The sequence below is a fragment of the Pontibacter silvestris genome (genome assembly GCF_020907275.1).
In the GTDB taxonomy this organism is placed as follows: Bacteria; Bacteroidota; Bacteroidia; order Cytophagales; family Hymenobacteraceae; genus Pontibacter; species Pontibacter silvestris.
Window position 1 is genome coordinate 103,370 of sequence record NZ_JAJJWI010000004.1, and the last position, 19,068, is coordinate 122,437.

The 19,068-nt window shown below is 45.0% G+C and carries 13 protein-coding genes; 4 read left to right on the forward strand and 9 right to left on the reverse strand.

What is annotated here, in order from left to right; genetic code table 11:
- Positions 1-703: 703 nt before the first annotated feature.
- The 3 genes from LN995_RS04980 to LN995_RS04990 all read left to right on the forward strand — a co-directional run bounded on the left by LN995_RS04980 (position 704) and on the right by LN995_RS04990 (position 3,655).
- Entirely contained in the window at positions 704-1,603 is a 900-nt protein-coding gene (locus LN995_RS04980; RefSeq protein WP_229958978.1) for an SDR family oxidoreductase, read from the forward strand.
- A 113-nt stretch (positions 1,604-1,716) separates the two neighbouring features.
- Positions 1,717-2,778, forward strand: a complete 1,062-nt coding sequence (locus LN995_RS04985; protein WP_229958980.1) for a type I phosphomannose isomerase catalytic subunit — start codon at positions 1,717-1,719, stop codon at positions 2,776-2,778.
- Between the two features lie 58 nt (positions 2,779-2,836).
- Positions 2,837-3,655 carry an alpha/beta fold hydrolase gene (locus tag LN995_RS04990; protein ID WP_229958982.1) on the forward strand — a complete coding sequence of 273 codons (819 nt, stop codon included), beginning with the start codon at positions 2,837-2,839 and terminating at the stop codon, positions 3,653-3,655.
- A 249-nt stretch (positions 3,656-3,904) separates the two neighbouring features.
- Here LN995_RS04990 and LN995_RS04995 read toward each other — a convergent pair whose 3' ends face one another.
- A complete protein-coding gene (locus LN995_RS04995; protein WP_229958984.1) occupies positions 3,905-5,929 on the reverse strand; it encodes a tetratricopeptide repeat-containing sensor histidine kinase in 2,025 nt (674 codons plus the stop codon).
- Positions 5,930-6,537: 608 nt separating this feature from the next.
- On the opposite strand from LN995_RS04995, the gene LN995_RS05000 reads away from it, so the two are divergent.
- Positions 6,538-7,239, forward strand: a complete 702-nt coding sequence (locus LN995_RS05000; RefSeq protein WP_262910410.1) for an IS1 family transposase — start codon at positions 6,538-6,540, stop codon at positions 7,237-7,239.
- 16 nt (positions 7,240-7,255) lie between these two features.
- Here LN995_RS05000 and LN995_RS05005 read toward each other — a convergent pair whose 3' ends face one another.
- The 8 genes from LN995_RS05005 to LN995_RS05040 form a co-directional block, all read right to left on the reverse strand.
- Positions 7,256-7,747, reverse strand: a complete 492-nt coding sequence (locus LN995_RS05005; RefSeq protein WP_229958987.1) for a DUF4402 domain-containing protein — start codon at positions 7,745-7,747, stop codon at positions 7,256-7,258.
- 167 nt (positions 7,748-7,914) lie between these two features.
- On the reverse strand, positions 7,915-10,527 hold the full coding sequence (locus tag LN995_RS05010; protein WP_229958989.1) for a carboxypeptidase-like regulatory domain-containing protein: 2,613 nt from the start codon (positions 10,525-10,527) through the stop codon (positions 7,915-7,917).
- A gap of 65 nt (positions 10,528-10,592) precedes the next feature.
- On the reverse strand, positions 10,593-11,456 hold the full coding sequence (locus LN995_RS05015; protein WP_229958991.1) for a fimbrial biogenesis chaperone: 864 nt from the start codon (positions 11,454-11,456) through the stop codon (positions 10,593-10,595).
- Between the two features lie 174 nt (positions 11,457-11,630).
- A complete protein-coding gene (locus LN995_RS05020; protein ID WP_229958993.1) occupies positions 11,631-12,170 on the reverse strand; it encodes a DUF4402 domain-containing protein in 540 nt (179 codons plus the stop codon).
- Between the two features lie 607 nt (positions 12,171-12,777).
- Positions 12,778-13,317: a DUF4402 domain-containing protein gene (locus LN995_RS05025; protein WP_229958995.1), complete on the reverse strand. Its 540-nt coding sequence runs from the start codon at positions 13,315-13,317 to the stop codon at positions 12,778-12,780.
- 182 nt (positions 13,318-13,499) lie between these two features.
- On the reverse strand, positions 13,500-14,300 hold the full coding sequence (locus tag LN995_RS05030; RefSeq protein WP_229958997.1) for an alpha/beta fold hydrolase: 801 nt from the start codon (positions 14,298-14,300) through the stop codon (positions 13,500-13,502).
- A 181-nt stretch (positions 14,301-14,481) separates the two neighbouring features.
- Positions 14,482-15,444, reverse strand: a complete 963-nt coding sequence (locus LN995_RS05035; protein WP_229958999.1) for a PorP/SprF family type IX secretion system membrane protein — start codon at positions 15,442-15,444, stop codon at positions 14,482-14,484.
- A 5-nt stretch (positions 15,445-15,449) separates the two neighbouring features.
- Positions 15,450-18,986 carry an Ig-like domain-containing protein gene (locus LN995_RS05040; RefSeq protein ID WP_229959001.1) on the reverse strand — a complete coding sequence of 1,179 codons (3,537 nt, stop codon included), beginning with the start codon at positions 18,984-18,986 and terminating at the stop codon, positions 15,450-15,452.
- Positions 18,987-19,068: the final 82 nt, after the last annotated feature.

Sequence of the window (19,068 nt, forward strand, 5' to 3'; positions counted from 1 at the left end):
AAAAAATAAAATATCTAAGTGTAGCAGAAAGCGCTTGTTATACTCTACTTTTCCCCTTTTTTAATTCGCTCAATGTATGGCTGTAGCCTAAAGGTGCTTTTGTAGGCATTCCCCTCTCTTGAGCTTCTCAACGGTGACTAACATGATGTCCTGCCGTTTTCCCGCAATTGCTGAGAAATGTAAATGTCATTTACCCCAGACCTTGAAAATCTATCGGAGGTGTAGACAATAGTTTTGTTACTGTCCTTTTGCGTCTTGAGGGCTGTTCTTCTCTTTAGCGAATACCTTGAAGCTATTCAGCTTATTCATGGTTATATAATACATAGGAAACCCAAGTGGTGGGTACACTTACTTTTTGGGCAATGTCTTTCGCGAAGGCTTATCATTTTATGTGATGAAGGTTGTTCAATAGAATTTTAACTGTAATACATAATCTGCTTAATCGTTTAAATAATATTGGCTAAAAATTTTAGAGCACTGGTTGTGAAAGTTAACAGTAATGAATTCTTAATAAGATACTTATCGCTACCATTAGAAATGCTCCCATAGTATTTCTTCTTTATACAAGAAGATTAATCGATTAAGCAGAATATAATAATGATTTTTGAGGAGCCGATTAATCTGTAACTATCCCAAGTGGCTACCGTTTAAATAGCGGTAACATTTTAATAGACAGCAAGTTATATATTTAAGTTATTTAGCTATGAATGAAAATGAAGAGAACCAGTCAACGATACAGAACCCATTAGATCAGTACCCTGATCAGCCCTTTCCAGAACAGCAACAGTCGGTGCCAGGAACAGAAATTGAAATGCAGCCGAAGCCTGATCATGGGGAGGATTCCTATAAAGGCTCTGGCAAGCTCAAGGGGCGCAAGGCCATCATTACTGGGGCTGACTCGGGTATCGGTCGGGCCGTGGCTATTGCTTTCGCCCGGGAAGGAGCGGATGTGCTTATTGCTTACCTGGAGGAGCATGAGGATGCCAAAGAGACTGCAAAGTATGTGGAGGAAGCTGGGCAGAAAGCTGTTCTGGTATCCGGTGACATACGTGAGGAGGAGCACTGCAAGCAAATAATAAATCGTGCTGTAGAAGAGTTCGGCAGATTGGACATTCTGGTTAACAATGCAGCATTCCAGATGGTGCGCCAGTCGCTGCAGGAGGTTTCTACCGAGGAGTGGGACCGGACTTTCAAAACAAACATTTACCCCATGTTTTTCCTGTGCAAGGCCGCAGAGCAGTATCTTAAGCCGGGGAACACAGTGGTGAACACCACCTCAGTGAATGCTTATAAGGCTCCCCCTACGCTGGTGGCCTATTCCGCTACAAAAGCTGCTATTCAGAACTTTACGGCCAGTATGGGCCAGCTGTGGGCCGAGAAAGGTATCAGGGTCAATTGCGTGGCACCGGGGCCTATCTGGACACCGCTTATACCATCTACATTCCCATCTGAGAATATAAAGTCTTTCGGGCAGTCTGTGCCTATGAAGCGGGCTGGGCAGCCGGCTGAGCTAGCGCCTATCTATGTTTTGCTGGCTTCCCAGGACTCCAGCTATATGACGGGCTCTACCGTGCAGGTGACCGGAGGGTATCCTACTATTTAACCCTAAAGTAACTAATAGCTTTTTAATTGAAAATAGCTGTACCGGCAAAGCAAATGGAGTGCTTGCACACCTAATTGATCGAAGACAAAACAATCTTAATTATAAGAAAGGATATGGAATGGTATCCCCTGAAACTAACAACTCCCGTCCGGAACCATGTGTTTGGAGGGCAGCATATACAAGAACACCTTGGCAAAAAGAATTTACAGCCCCGACCAGTTGCCGAAACCTGGGAGGTAAGTGATGTGGAAGGCAGCGGAGCCACTGTGAAAAACGGAGACCTTGCCGGCTGTACCCTCCGGGAACTGACCCTGGAGTACCCGGATGAAGTGGTGGGGCAAGGTTGGAAAGGGCCGCATTTTCCCCTATTGACTAAGTTTATCGACGGCTCCGGTATGCTGCCTGTGCACCTGCACGCGGATGATGAAACCGCCCGACGTAAGCATAAGCAGCCGAATGGCAAGACAGAGGCTTGGTACATGCTATGGGTGGCTCCTGGCACCACTATTCTGGCTGGCGTAAAAGAGGGGATTACAAAAGATGAGCTGAGGGCTGCTCTGCTTCGCCAGGATTATGACGCGGTGATGTCCCGGGTGGAAGTGAAAATGGGAGACACGGTATACATGCCTGCGGGAGTACTGCACAGTTTCGGGCCTGATACCTTGATCTATGAGATTGAGCAGACCTCTAACATACAACAGACGGCGATGCCCTGGCAGATGGAAAATGGAGAGCCTTATCCTAAAGAAGAGTGGCATCAGAACATTGAGAACCTGTTGGATGAGATACACATGAAACCACAGCCTAAGCCCCAGCCGGGACTGTTGATCAAAGATGGCGACAACCAGCGTCTTTTCTGCTGCGCCGGTCCTTACTTTGCTCTGGAGCGTTGGAAGCTCCAGAGCTCTTACAGGCACTCTTTCCAGGGAGCCCTGATCCTTTCAAACATTGGGGAGGGAACCGAGGTAAAATATAAAGGCGGCACTGAACAGCTTGGTAAGGCAGAGTCGCTTCTTCTTCCTGCTGCTTTGGGCGAAGTGGAAATCGCCGGTGGCGAGGTGCTGGTTGGTTACCTGCCTGACCTGGAGCGTGACGTAAAAGCTCCGTTACGTGCAGCAGGTTATGCAGAGGAGGAAATAGAGGGATTTGTGCATGAGCAGAGAGTATATGAATAGAATTACAGGGGGCGGTACTTTTAACCACTTTTCTGACTTACCTTAATTAGATATAATCATGTCTCACATTACAACTAACGACGGTGTCCAGCTTTATTATGAGGAGGCCGGAGAAGGACGGCCGCTGATGATGATTCACGGCTGGACCTTCAGTGGCCGCTTCTTTGCCCGGAATGTTCCAGTGCTTGCCAAACACGCACGTGTCATTACAGTCGACTTGCGTGACCACGGCCGGTCGGGCAAGCCCGGTCATGGCTATCGTGTCGCCCGCCTCGCTGCAGACCTGCGAGACCTGCTCATCGCATTGGATTTGCAGGACACGGTGCTGCTGGGGTGGTCACTCGGAGCACCGGTCATCTGGTGTTACATGGAGCTGTACGGGCAGGAGCATGTGGCGGCAGCCGTGTTTGTGCAGCAGTCGCCGCGGCAATACTTTACCCCCGACTGGAAGCTCGGTCACAACAAGTGCTACGATGCTGAGACGCTTGCAACGATTATTGCGCAGCTCCAAAATGTTCCGGAAAAGTATGATGAGCAGAATCTCGTCAACTGTATGGAGCAGCAGCCATCGGAGGAAGAACGAAAAATGCTGCTGGACGAAATGGCAATGTCTCCGGTGGATGCTCGTATTCACATTATGGCAGACCATACTGTAAAGGATTGGCGTGACCTGCTGCTTCATCTTAATCTGCCTGCGTTGATGCTGGTTGCGCGTCAGGATAGTGTCTTCCCGCCGGAAGGCCCGGCATGGGTTGGCGAGCACATGCCAAATGCCTCAAATGTATTTTTCGAGGAGAGCAGCCACATGCTTTTTCATGACGAGCCGGAGAAGTTTGAGCAGGTCGTGTCTGGCTTCCTGGCGCGTATCTGGTCGTGAGGTGCGATGTTTTAACGCCGTGGGGCCTGTTGGCTTCTGCGGTTAATAAGTTACCACAATTGTTTTAAACAAGATGACGAAAAAGAAAGCCACTACATTACTATAGGTGAGATGCTGCAACATATCAGTAATAACAGCTGCAACAAAGATAGCAGCAGCTTTGTATGGCATCCCAGACCCCAGCTAGCAAAAGTTAAGCTTCAGGTACTATACTGCGAAATTTCATAACAACGGATGTTTCCCAATACTTTAAGAAACTGCCTGTAATGTACAGCTTGCTGTTGCTGTTAAAGTCTGCTTTTGTTCCTGAACACCTTCAAAATCTGCCTTCGGCAAGGTAACAGTAAAGACACTGCCTTTGCCTTCCTCGCTCTCGATAGCTATGCTCCCATGGAGGCTTTCAACAAACTCCTTGCAAAGCATTAGCCCCAGCCCTGTTCCTTTTTCTTTGGCAGTGCCGAGGGTTGTATAGCGCTGATCTGTAAAAAGCTTCGGGATATTGATTTCCGAAATACCTTTTCCGTAATCGCATACGGCTAATGTTACTCCGGTTTCGGAAGCTCTGGCCTTTACCATAACTTCCCCACCTTCATAAGAGAACTTGATAGCGTTCATCAATAGGTTGCGCAGCACAAAACTTAGTCTTTCTTTGTCGGCAAGGGCAACTACATGCGGCTCTACCTCCTGAGTCAGCTTTATGCTCTTCGCCTCGGCATGAGCGGCGGCTACCTGCATATTTTCGTCTATGACCGGGAGTAGTTCAAGCGGTTGCAGTTGTAGGGTGTTGGCTTCCATCTGCGCTTTGGACCACACCAACAGGTTATTAAGCATGTTAAGCGATACATCCATGTCTTTACTCAGCAAGCCGAAGATGTGCGTCACGTCTCTTTCGGACAAATTCTTTTGCTGCACCAAGCTAAGGATAGCCTTCACCGAAAGGAACGGTCCTCTCAAATCATGCGAGATAATGGTAAAAATCTTATTTTTAAAGAGGCTGTGCTTTTCCAGTTGCTCGTTCTGCATTTTAAGAATTCTGGATTGAGAAACAATTTCATCTTTCTGCCGCCCAATTTTCACGTTCTTTGCCTGCACATCACTGTTAACCTCCTTCAGTTTTAGGTGTGCTTCCTTTAAGCGTTTCCTGCTGAAGAATAGCACCAGCACTAAACCCACCATCAGGAAAAGGATTATAATGCTAGCGGCTAAAATCACCCGCTGATGCCGCATAGCTGTTGCATGGCCTACCTTCTCAGCTTTTAGCTTTTGGTTCTCCAGTTCCTTTTTTTCAGTTTCATATTTAGCCGTTGTTTCGGCTTCTATTCGTTTCTGATTCTCTAAATCCAGCATGCCGTTGTGCTCTATGTAAGCGGTGCTGTACTTGTAAGCCTGCTTATAATCCTGCAGGCTGGCATAAATCTGATGCAGTAGCTGAGCAGACTCCGATAGCTTTTTACTGGACCCTGTTTCCAGTGCCATCTTATAGCTTCGCTTACCATACTTTAATGCCTCCTGCTGCTTTCCCGTGGCCAGGTAAAGCTTAGATATGCCTTTTAAGGTAGTTACCTGGATCATCTTATTCTGAATCTCCTCATTTATGCGCAAAGCTTGAAAGAGGTAAGGCAATCCATTTGCAGGATTATCCAGGTAAAGATGCAGATCTCCTACATTAAGCAAGGCTACACCAAGCAATCGTTTATCACCCAATTCCTCCTGCAGTTTTACTGCCTTCTGAAAGTAACGTAGAGCAAGTTTGTATTCTTTTTTAGCTTGGTATAAAACGCCTATACTGTTACAGGCTCTGGCTAGCCCGTACTTGTAGTTAACCTTTTTGGCATACGCAGCTGCGTTACCACAGTACCTGAAGGCCCGTTCCACATCATTCATCTTGTGGTAAATAATGCCTAGCCCTAAATACGAATCTGCTAAGATGGTTGTGTCGGCGATTTGTTCTCCTATTTTTAAGGCATCAAAGTGAGAATTCAGCGCCATATCGTAGTTGCCCATAATAAGGAGGGAATTCCCTGTCAGATTCAGGGCTTTTGCCTCTCCTTTAGGGAAATTGATTTTTGCGGCTAACGCCCTGGCAGATGAGGCATACTCATCAGCCTTTTTTGCATCGGTAAGAACGTATTGCTTACTTAACTTACAATAAAGTTCAACTTTGGAGGTATCGTTTGCTGCTTTAGAAAGCGCAAAATCAAGGCTATCTGTGAGCTTGTTCTGTGCCTGTAAACTTCCAGACAAGAGCATAAGCACCAGCAACAATCTTTTCATCTCTTCTTAATTTGCGGCTCTGGTCTTGAAAAGATATACCGCTGAAAGTACAATTAACAAGAGGTAAATATAAGGGAATTATTATTTACTTAAAAGTTATAAATGTTGCTGACTAACAAGTAAATGTGATCTTAATTTAGTAACCAATTAAAAGAGCCGCTTTTAATTAATTTATGATATTCAACGCTGAGGACAATAACTATAAAAGCATTTTAACCCCTCCTTTCCTTCGTAAAAGGATATCAATTACACCACTAGCACAGTAACATTAATATGTTAGTGGTGAGTTTACAACAAAAATAAACATCTCCTCTAAGTGCCATAAACGCAGGATAACTTTAAGCAAAGCGCTTAAACTTTAAGTTGAAAATATGGCTCCTGATCAAAAGTCTGTACAGCCACTTAAATCAGCTTAGCAACAACACGCATAGCTACTATCAGGTACAGTATCGGCATTTTGTTAAGTACGGGATCATATTTATTATTATGAAATCACCCGACACAGCATCTAGAGCTATCCTCTGCCTTTATTGAATATAAGATTAGGTTGTGTTCTAGAATGTATGATATTGGAATAAGTATGGCAGCAAGGGTGTTTATAGGAAGTTATGTGCGAGATAACTATCCAGGTGAACTGCCCCTACTGCCAGAGTATGAAGGTAGTCAAAAACGGGGTAAAGCGCACGGGCAGGCAGAATTCTCTGTGCCGAGGCTGCGGCAAACAGTTCCAGTATGTCTACCAGAAGGCAGGCTGCCGACCTGAGGTAAAGCGGCTGGTGCTGCGCATGCTGGTGCGCAACTCCGGCATCCGCGACATTGAAAAGGTGACGGGCGTGCACCGGCAGACGGTGTTCAGGTGGCTGAACCAAAAGGCAGGCAGCCTGCAGGTCAGTCCCCGCCTCGAGGCATACACCTCCGTCCAGATAGACGAGGTGTGGACCTTTGTCGGTCAACGCAAGAAGCGCAAGCGCTGGCTTTTCTACGCCTACGCGACGGAAACAGAGGAGGTGTTGGCCTGGAGCTGGGGGAACCGCAACCAGCGCACAGTCGCAAGGCTCTACAAGCAACTGCAGGCGCTGGAAATCGGCAGGTTCTGCACTGATGACTGGCCCGCCTTCGGCAAAGTGCTGCCAGTCGAAAAGCACCTGGTGGGAAAGACTTACACCAGAAATATCGAGGGAGTGAACCTCTGCTTAAGGACCAGGAACAGGAGGATTGTCAGGAAAACCGCCTGCTTCTCTAAAAAAGAGCAGAATCACTACAACGCCATAAAGCTAATATGCTATTACCGAAACCATCATACATTGTAGACCACAACTTAAGATTTTATTCATTATTCACCATAACAGGAAATCCACCGTATCTTGATGTGTAGGTGCCTGCTGGTTGGTTTGCCTGAATATTGAGCGTGGCGCCCACGCTGAAATATAAGTCGCCCCTCCTAAAGGAGCCCATGTTGCCAGGAAGAGAAGTTACGAAATCAGTAAGTGTGATTGTACTACCCCCAGCATTCTGAAGAACGTGCTCTTTGGGGAGCGTAATAGAGAAGTGTTTCTCTTTATTACCATTGTTCTGAGGATTATAAATCCTAAAATTGGCTGCAGAGGTATAATCGCCTGCTACATAGGGTGCAATAACTCTTGAAAGTGTTCGGCTACCGTCCGGGTGTATGGTAACAGTTCCGCTAGTAATAGGGGCTATTATCGTTCCGAAGTTCAAATCTCCGTTCGCTTCGATGGCAATTTGCTGCGCAAGTACAGATGCTGTACTTGCAAACCCTAGCATCACCAATATAGCTACTTTAAAAAAAGTTTTCATATAAACCTTTGCAGTAAATATAACACATAAAGCTGCTGTCATGTGATAGCTTCTTAACTGGACTAACTTGCCGGGCAGGTAAGTACAAAGATAAGGCCTCAAACATTACCCACACTACACGGTCACAATATTTTCGTATTCCCATATTTGGAAAAGTATAAACAGACCTACTTTTTGTCTATATAAAACTCCAACCCATCAATAAAGTCCCCCTCCCTGGTTACTTTTATGGCGAAAGGTATAGCTTCTGTTAGAGATATCATTTTAGTATTGTGCATTTGTTTCTCATCAACTTTGGCTGTGTAGTGGCCGGGTCTCAGGTTAAAGTAACTGAAATAGCCATCATCTTCTGTAAAAGTGCTACCTACCAGGGTCTTACCGTTCAGGAAGAAGCTCACCTTTACCCTGCCCATTCCTTTCTGCGACCCAGCCTCAAGTACCATACCTGTCACTTCTCCAACTACAGACACAGGAACTTCAATAACCTTATGATAGTTGGGCTCTACCATCACTTTTACACTTTCATGCTCCACTCGCCAAGAGATAGATGGCAGCAGCACATGATCCAGGTTAATCAGGTAGTATGTATGCGGCGCCAAGTTTGAAACACTATAGGTGGTATCTTTTTCACTGTACTCAAAAACTCCCCCGTTGATACGAGGCTCAACACCGCTTACTTTAGGCTCATTGTCATCGTGCTTCCGATTGTTATTGATATCGAGAAAAGAAATGACAGTAATGCCACCCCGTCCCACGCCTGTGCGTGCATGCGTCTTCACAGTCTTATTGTTGTGGTTATAATACAGGCCTCCTCTGAAGTTCTGGTACAATGCTAAACTGTTACCACTGTACCTGGCCTGTGCGCTCACCTGGGAAAAAGAGAAGTCGTAGCGAAAGCCAACTTCAAAGCTCTGGTAATTTACTACAAAGTTTTTTTCAGTAGCTGCCGTAAAAGCGGCTCTGCCAGATATCTTTTTGTCTAACCCCACTTTGGAAGAACGCATTTGGTGAAGGTTATGATCATATTGATTCTGCAAGGTAAAGTTATACTGTGACCGTGTACTATAAGAGAGAGCCAGATTAGTATAATAATACGGGGAGGCTAAACTGTTTAAATAGAGATAACTGTTCAGGCTGGCACCTAAGCCTGAAAACGACCCGGATAGCATAAATTCTGCCCTGGTATTGGTAAAGGTAGGCAAAACGGTTTGGTTAAAAGACAATTGGGTGTTAAAGTAAGCCCACTTTGTTTTAAATGGTTTTGAGAGTGTTGCCTTACGCTCCTCAAGATAGTTGCTGGTGATAGCCTTTTGGTCTTTTTTATACTTGGCGTACATCAGTTCTAGTCTTACGTTGTTAGGGTGCTGATAATTTAGCACCCCCGTGGTTCTGACCTGATGCATATGCTCTGCAGAAAGTATAACCCCAGGAAATAACATAACAGATGTATTCACAAAAGGCATCAAAGGCGCTTTAGGTAGTGACGGGAAATACTCCATCCCGCCACCGACGGTAGCAAGCCTACTCAAACCATAGCTGAAATCTCCCCGGTACAACTGACGATGGGCTTCATCATCAGTTAAAGCGGCACTAACAGTGTATTCCAGTTCGTTTGGTGGGACAAGGTTATAAGGCACCTGAATCGTTTTTTCCTGAATGCGCTCCTCTCCCCAGGGGCCATAAAAGCGAAGCTGTATAGATGAGCTACCATAAACAAGGGGAACTTCAAGGCTGTAGAAGCCGTTTTTATCGGCCCGCACATAGTCTACCAGCACACTATTTATATATAGCTCCACTACCCAGTCTGCTCCTGTAACATCACTTATCTGATAGGTGCCAAATGATTGCTTGTTTATAGTGGAGGCATTGGTGAATTGTATGCCGTTTACAGGGGAAAAAACAGACGACACGGCATTAGTGTTGATCCGGCCAACTTTCACCTGCCGCAGCAGCGGGTTTTCATTACGCACATGACTCCACAGATAATATTGGTTCCGAAGGGGAAAAGGGCTTCCCTTGGCGTAGTTTAAACTTATATCTGCTTCTCCCCCGGCAAGTGCCGCCCCTAAAGAAAGGTTTAGCATCGTGTGCTGCCAGCTCTGCTGTTGGGTTTCATTTTCCTGACTTTGTGTGCTAAAAGTATTTGAATTAAATATAGACCAGTCTGCAGCCCCAAGCCGAAACAACTGTGGTGTTCTTGCTATGGTCGAATCAGCCTCTATGTCACCAGCCAGTTTTTTAATGTTAAGGCGCATCTGCTCCAGCCGTTTCTCCCGGACAATGGGTAGCTCCTTATCCGTTTTTATAATAATAGAAAGGCCTCTGAAATTAAAGCTGCAGTTTAAACCGAATACCTTGTCGAGGTAGTCAGTTCTTAAATAAAGATCGAACTCAGTTGCAATAAGACCACCCGACTCTAGGGGGAAAACATTATTCTGGTAAACGATGGACTGCTCTACTAAACTGATCTGGTATACGGCAGCCTCACTGATAAAAAAACCAGAGATAGATTCCAGGTCAGGAGATAATGTGTTTTTGATTTTCAAAAAATCAAAAAGCTCTTTAACAGGTAGGTACGCGTCCTTATCTTTTACCATAGCCAAAAGCTCAACACTTCCTGTACCCTGAATGTTGACTAATAAAGGTACTTCATCGTAATCAGCTTCCTTCTGAGCCAGGGCTTGGGCTGGGCACAGGGCTAAAAGAAGCAAAAGACAAAGAACAATGAAGCCAGAGGCATCAAAGAAGTGAACGATAAAGCCTTTAAGGTTGCAGTTCATAGAACAATCCTGCTGTATAGCGCAGGATAAGAGCTCTCGGTGAGTTTAATATACAGCCGCAAAGATTAATTGCCTGACTCCAGCTGTAGTGCTGCCTGAGCCAGTACTGTTTCTTTATTACCCTCCATATCTCTGTAAACAACGAGCAGCTTGCCTGCCTGATAATTAGTGACCGCTTCTTGAGCTAAGCTAAGCAAAAAAGTACGTGCTGTGTTTGGCGTATAAACAGCGACTCCTTTTACAAGCCCAACTTGCGTTTTCTCTCCTGTAGGTGCGATATGCTGTACCTCTAGTTTGCCGTAAACTGATTTGTTACCTGTTCTGTTAAGCTTCAGGTTCAACAGGCTATTACCTTTCTCGTCTCTTACGAGCGACAAATCTGATAATTCTACTTGGGCAGACGCCGCTCCTGCCCGGATAATGACAGGAATCGTGATACCAAAAACCGGTACTATCTGCATCGATATACCTTCACTTTCAGTTTGATCTGCCTGGTCCGTTATTGTGCCAAAAGGAGCTTCATCCATCTCTTTTTTAAAGTACAGGTGAGAACGGTACTCCCCTGGTGCCAGTTGGCTGGCTCTGTAGACCTGAACTTTTACAGCCTGTGCTTCGCCGGGGGCAAGTCTTACTTTACGGGGAAAGTACCTTATGTTCTTGTCTGCAAACTGCTGCCCGGAGTCAGGTGCTGTAATGCTTTCCATAGCTCCATTTTCCGTCATTCTGTACTGGATAAATGAAATACTATAGGTAGATGTGTCAGCCCCGGAGTTGATCACGTTTAGTACTTCTACTTGATTAGAACCTTCAAACACTACCCTCATGGGGAGAAGCTGCAGGTCCTGCGCATTAACGCTGTAAAATGTAGGCAGGAGGAGTGAAAGGGAAAGTGTGAATAGCTTTAGAAAGCCCCTTGAATTAGAAAACATTTGCTTGAAACTTAATAAATTAGATAACCTTGAAAGGTTGAAGCAAAAGTAATAAGCTATTTCCTTAAAATAAGCACAGCCACTGTACAATTTTTCAGAGATGATGACCTCTTTCAATTGCTACAATGGCTGTGCAGTTATCTGCGAAGAATATTACTCTCCGAAGATCTCCTATTAGTTATAGTTCACGCTTATCTGGAATCCAGTTTCGTTGGCATACTTGCCTGGCTTTTGGTCGTTTTCCACTATCAAAGTAGCGCCAATCTTCACCATGGCTTTGCCATCGCTGCCAAGCGTGCCTGACTGTAAATTTGATTTAAAGTTATTAATTTTCAGGTTTCCACCTGCAGAGGTGTTGGTGTTTTGCAACACAAGCTCACCAGTAGGCAGTGTTACAGAGTAGCTATATCCTGCCTGGCCAGCTACCTGAAAAACAGCTGCAGATGCTTGCTCAGTACCAGCTTTTGTGAATGCTTTCACCGTTCCCGCCTCTTGAAGCGTTCCCTCAGGGTTTAACGTCACATTACCACCTTGATTGTTTTGTACTATAAGTGTTCCAAAATTTAAGTCCTGGGTATTAGTGATAGATATGGGCGTCACGATGGTAGCAAAGGCTCTTGCTGAGGCTGAAGCTGAGTTGCTTTGAGCGTTAGTGTTGATTGTAAAGCCAAGAATAGCAAAAAAGAATAACGTAATTTTGGGAGAGATTTTCATTGTATTAGAGTCTTGTTGTTGTTTGGTCTTAATTATAAACTTATATATAGTACTAAGTCTATTATGATGCCAAAAACAAAAAACAGCTTTAGGAGCTTAATTTGAGGCTTTTCATAAAGCTCCAATGCCACTTATAATCCCTTTATGGGAAAATTCCTCCCATAAAGGGATTATAAGTGGCATTGGATAGCATTAAATTAAACCACAATGCAGTGTTCATATAGCTTTGTTGANAAATTCCTCCCATAAAGGGATTATAAGTGGCATTGGATAGCATTAAATTAAACCACAATGCAGTGTTCATATAGCTTTGTTGAATTCATCTTATAGAACCCGGAGGGCTTCCCCTCAATTATTATTGTACTGGCTGACCCGGTGATGCAAGCCTTTGACGACGTTAAAGATTCCCCTTAAACAAGACGATGGGGTTAGAGCTAGGTGCTGTGCATAAAGGATAGACTGGCACTTATTGAAATCGTGCGGGCGTAGCAGTAAAAATACTAACAGGCCTCTACCCCTTAAGTGATATGGTGGCCGTATTGCCTATCTGAAAAAAGTGGTGCCCGTAGAATTGAATCTCATTAAGTTGTGCCTGACAGATGTACCTCTAGTTATAGTTTACCTTTACCTCAAAACCTGCTGAGTTGGTATATTCACCTGGTTCCTGGTTGGCGTTGATGTTTAAGGTGGCGCCCACTTTCAGAATCTGGGTACCTGAATCATCAAGCTTGCCTGCACCCTGGTTAACTTCCGAAGGTATGGTCACAAAATTATCAATGGTCATGTCGCCTCCGCCTTCTCTCATATTTGTTATTGTATGAGACGCTGGTAATGTAATGCTGTAAGAGTAATTGGGCAGGCCTGCTACTTTAAAAGTGGCCACAGCAGGCGCTTGCCCTGCTGAAGCGAGGCTTACTCCTTCTGGAGATGGAGTGCCTTCAGGATTTAAAACTACTTTACCATTACTTCCCTCTAGAATAACACTGCCAAAGTTCATGTCTGTCTCTTTTTGGATAGAGATGGGTTCAACAATAGTTGCAAAAGCTTTTGCTTTGGCTGATGCACCTGAACTATCCTGTGCGCTGGCAGTGCTTGTAAAAGCTAATATGGCAGCAAAAAAAAGAGTTATCTGATAAGTCGTTTTCATTTACTAAGTATATCTGGGCTGTTATACAGGATAATTAAGCACGTGCAATAATTTAACTTTACCATGAGTGACACAAAGCTTAAATATAGCTTATTTATATTAAAAACAGATAGGGTTGAGGTTCTAAAAGAAACAGTTTTTTGATTAAGTGAAGCCTTATTTATTGCTTTTGCCCAGCTTCTTTATTTCTGCACAAACTCATCCAGCAACTGAATAAGAACAGGCATGCACTCTAAGTTTAAAGTGTGGCCAACGCGAGGCAGCACTTTTAGCTGTGCATTAGGCAAGGAGGTAGACATCGCTTCTCCTAATTCCGGCGGGCAAACAATGTCCTCGGCACCATGTACGAGCAGTACGGGAACCTGTATAGTCTTTAGTTCCTGCAGATAGTTGCCGCTGGCTTTCATGGTTTCTATCAACTTCAGCAGGCTATCAGTGGTAAGATTCGGAGCGCCTTTACTTTTCTTCAGGTTTTCGATACTGATGACAGGCTTAGAGAAGTAGTTGCGGCTAAACACGAAAGGGAGCATCACCTCCAGCATCAGGGGGTAACCACCTGTAAGCAATGCTTTTTCCCAGCTGTTGATAATAGCTTCCAGATAAGCATCTTTATAAGGGAAAGTAGACAAGAGTACCGCTTTTTGTACGAGTTCCGGATTGTTAACCATAAGCCGCTGTACTACTGCTCCACCAAATGAGATTCCCACTACTGTTGTTTCGGATAACCGTAGTTCCTGTAATAAATGTGCCAGGTCAGCGGCATGCTCCTCAAAGCTACGGAATTCAGATGCAGCACCTGCTTTGCCCTGAAACAACAGATCAACCAGCACCAGTTTATATCTCTTTCCTAAATAGTATACCATGCCAGCCCATACTGCTGTAGACTGTGACAGGCCATTCAGGAAAACCAGCGTCTGCTTTGCATCAGTATCTCCATACAATTCATAGTATAGTTCCAGGCCGTCAGGTAGTCGGTGCCTCATAATGTGCTTTTTATTTGAAATTACTTAGGTTATGGTGCCTGATTCTTATTAAACTTTAATACTGGTTAATGAATCATAACTTCCTGTTTTGCAATGTTTCTCTGTTAAGATACGAGTGCCTAAAACAAAACTGCCTGCAAAGGTATGGTCTCTGCAGGCAGTTTATTATGTCTTGCTTAAGTTACCAGATCCACTGCGGACACACAATACGGCGATTGTTCAGAAGCTTAAAGCCTAATACGATTTCGTGAGTTCCGGCGCTTACCTGGTTCAGTTCAGATGTGGTAATATCATAAGAGTAAGAAAGGTCTAGGAGCGGACTGATATATAAGCCTACCATGGCTGCTAATGCATCTTTGTTTCGGTAAGATGCGCCAACCCAGAAACGCTCATCATACATAACCCGCACATTGGCATCGAAAGTGGTGGGACCTGAATTAGTAAGCTTGAACATCACAGAAGGAATCACATCCAGTTCTTCGGTAGGTTCAAAGCGATAAGCACCGGTAATAAAGTAATGCCGTTGCAATTCAAGTGTTGCCTCTCCTTCCTGGTCGTTTTGAACAGTACCGGCATTTTCCAGTAACTGAGCACCAGACACACCTACTGAGAAGTTCTGTGCATATACCCAAAGCCCCAGGTTCAGGTCAAAAAGGTTCCTGTTGATATTACCGCCACTTACTAATGGGTCATTCGGATTGGTGAACTCTAGTTGGGTATTGTCTACAGTGCTTCTGATAAGCCCTGCCGACACACCTGCCGATACGTTTATAGTTCTGGTAACAGGCATATGGTAGGCATAGGATCCTAAAAGGCTTGTATTACGCAGTGGCCCTGTTTTATCAGTATGTATGGTAGCGCCAACCCCGTGGTGCGCCAGCCCTTTGTGGTATCTTGTTCCGGAAGTACCTTTATTGAGTGGGGTATGCGCTGTGGCATAATAACTGATAGGAGCGCCGTCCAGACCTACCCATTGCCGCCTAGTGCTCAACCTTATATCTGCATAATCTTCTATACCTGTAACGGCAGGGTTAAGTATATAATTGTTGAGCATGTATTGGCTGTATTGTGGCCTTTGCTGTGCCACAGCACGCACCGAAACACCCAGCACAATTATGAAAAATAAGAGGAGCAGCTTCTTCATATACATCATCTGATAATAGTTACATTACCCGAAATCGGCTTCTCTGAGCTGTTAAGGTAAATTATATAGTAATAAGTGGCTACAGGTAAATCTTTGCCATTAAAGGTTCCGTCCCAAGGTATGTTATAGCCACTATTGTTAGAATAAATAATATTACCCCAACGGTTAAATATATCGACACGAGCATTCGGGTATTCCTCTATGTTGCCTAACTCCCATATTTCATTAACACCATCGCGGTTCGGAGAGAAAGCATTTGGTATAGACAGTGCCGGAACAACTGTAACTGTAACTTCGTCAGTAGCTACGCAACCTTCGGCAGTAGTAACTGTTACTGTATAAGTAGTAGTTACCTCAGGTCTGGCTACAGGCCGTGCAACATTAGCATCACTCAGCCCCTCGGCAGGTTCCCACACATAAGTTTCTCCGCCAGTAGCATGCAGCTCTATTGTTCGTCCTTGTATAATGGTGACATCGTCTCCGGCATTTGCCTCAGGGGTTACAACTGTTACTGTCGCTTCGGTACGGGTAGAGCTAGCACAACTATTGCTATTAATAGCCTCTACATAGTAAGTAACAGACTGTGTAAGCTCTGGTGTGGTGAAATCAGGACCTTCAAAAACCATATTCCCACCTGCCGGAGTAGTGTACCACCTGTATGTGTTTCCGCTTACTGGGTTAGCTACAGATAAAGTGGTTGCCCCCCCTGTACAGGCAGTTGCATTACTTATTGTAAGCGTAGGAGGTAACGGCACCGGAGTTACCATAATGGCTACCGGGTCAGAAGTGCTCGAGCAGCCAGCAGAGGTTATCACCCTTCTATACCATGTATTTCGGGTAACAACTCCCGGAGAGTAGTTCTGAGCATTGTTAGTGCCGGCAGCAGGGGCAAAACCTATATCAGGGCCACTGATGCTGCTTTCCCACACATATTCAAAAGATCCATTTCCTCCACTTGGTGTGCTGCCGTTAAGTTCATTCGGAGTACCGCCAGCACATACGGTTTGATCTGCAGAGATACTATTGTTTATTACTCCCGGATTTACTGTTATCTCTACGGCATCGCTAGTAGCTGTATCGCAGGCGGCAGTGCTAACCTTACGACGGAACCAGGTCGTACGGCTTAGGTTACCTGGGGTGTAGCTTTGCCCATTGTTTGTACCGGCAGCAGGAGCAAAACCAGCTGTCGCACTCGATGTGCTGCTCTCCCATAAGTAGTTATAACTACCAGAACCGCCTGTAGGAGCAGATCCTGTTAATGGTACGGGGGCAGTACCTGTACAAATCTCCTGAGGTCCTTCAATCGTATTGTTGGCCAGTTCAGGAAATACACTGATTTGAATTACATTTGACACCACGCTACAACCACCAGATGTAACTCTGCGTCTGAACCAGGAATCCTGCGTTAGCACATCAGGGCTATAGTTCTCTGTGTTGCTGGTTCCAGGAGCAGTTACAAAGCCTGTTGTGGCACTTTCTGTACTAACCTCCCAAACATACTCGTAATCAGTGCCGTCACCTCCTGTAGGTCGGGTGCCAGTAAGCATTGCAGGCACTTCATTTGCACATATTTCCTGTGCCTCACTAATAGTGTTATTCTCTACTCGTGGTACAACCTCTATGCTTATGGCATCACTGGTATCTGGAGAACAGCTACCCACAGTGCTTACCACACGCCGAAACCAGGTAGTAGCATTTATCCTGTCTGGCGTATAGTTAATGTTGCTGTTAACACCAGAAGCCGGTGTAAAACCTTCTGTTGGGCCGGTTGTACTCACTAACCAGGTATAATTGTCGGCACTACCAGTTCCTCCGGTTGGAGTAGAACCTTCTAGAGTACCAGGAGCATCGCCTGCACAAATGCTTAGGGTGGGAGCTGTTATGGTGTTATCGGCTATAGCAGGTACTACTGTTACTGTTACGGCTATCCGTTCGCTAGGGCATCCTTGGGAGCTGATTGTCTGCACATAATAAGTAGTGTTCTGCGTGAGCGCCTGTGTAGTAAAAGATGTACCCGTGAACAAAGGTGTACCGCCATTTGCCTGTGCAAAAAACTGGTAAGCCGGACCTGGGCCTGTTGGTCTGATAGTAGCAGTATTTCCCTCACAAACTGTAACACCCTGCACTACTGGATTGCTTGGAAGAGGATTAACTGTAACAGTCTGAGGCTGAGGAGGGCCTATGTCGTCGCTGGAACCACACTCATTCGTTATTCTGGCATTAACAGTATAAGTACCTGGGCTGGTGAAATTAAGCGAAGGATATTGCTCTGTTGAGACGAGAGAGCCATTTATAAACCACTCATATGTAACTGTGTTTCCAAAATTGGCATCATAAAATACATTTTGTGCATCGTAGCTAATGGTTGTATCACCACAAGCTGTAACATCCCCCGGGAGCTGCACTTGTGGCCACCCAACAATTACACTTTGTGATGCCGTATCGCTGCTACAACCATTCGTCACCACCAATTGAATTTGGAAAACCCCGGAATTCTCAAACCTTATCTGCAGCGAATCCTGATCTAAAGCACCATAGATTATCTCGTAGCCGCCAATATTATTCTGGTCCTGGATTTCCCACTGGTAAGTAAGGTTGGCTCCATTAAAATCTTCTGCCAAACTAGAACTGTCTCCTAGCGATACTATAATAGGCGTACAACTGGATGGTGTTTCTGCTGGTTCTTTACTGAAGTTGATGCTTGCCTCCGGTTCCCGGCTAACGCTGTAAGTTTGTTCAAATATTTCATCGCATCCGTTACCTGTAACAGCTCTAATGATAATAGGATAGTCGCCAACTTCGGTATAAGGGTTCGGGCTCGATATAGGGAAATCTGCAGCCGTATACTGCACCTCACCATTTCCATCACCCCAGTCTACAAAATAACTTCTGATATCGGTTAAATATGGTTCTTCTGTTGTGTTGGTTATTTCGGCAGTTACTTCAATTTCGTCATCCTCAATAGTGTCGTTAAGGCAGGTTATAAATTCGCTCACTTCAGTAAAGGAAATCTCTGCTCTTGGCCTTACCTGTATATCCCGCGTAACTACCTCAGACTCACAGGAGGTGGCTGTACTGGTTGCAACCAAACTAACAGTATACGTTCTGGTACCTGTTCCTCTGTCTGTATAAGTATAGGTTACTGTCGCTCCTCTACGGGTACTACCATCACCAAAATCCCAGGTGTAAATTTCATCTGTCTGTGGTGCATTTACAGAAAATGTTAATTCTGTGTCGGCACATGCCACTGTAGTAGGGTCTATGGTAAAGTTAGGCCTGTTAGGTCTTGGGTTAACTGTTATGATTGTTTCGGAGGATGTATTTGTCAGGCAGGAACCGCCTGAAACACGAACCTGGTAACTACCAGCAGTACTGACCTGCAGCGTTTCGCCTGTCGATGCCAGCACGATACCGTCTCTTATCCACTCATAAGTTAAACCTGTTCCTGTATTGGCTCTTAACGTAGTTGTTTCACCCTGGCACAATACGGTGCGGCCTTCTACTGCTATAGTAGCAGCACATGTTGGTGTTGTTTGTGCCAAAACGGCCTGAGAATATGCCAAGAATATGCACAATAACAATAAACTAGTATATATGTGCCTTGGTAGAAGAAGATGCATTTAA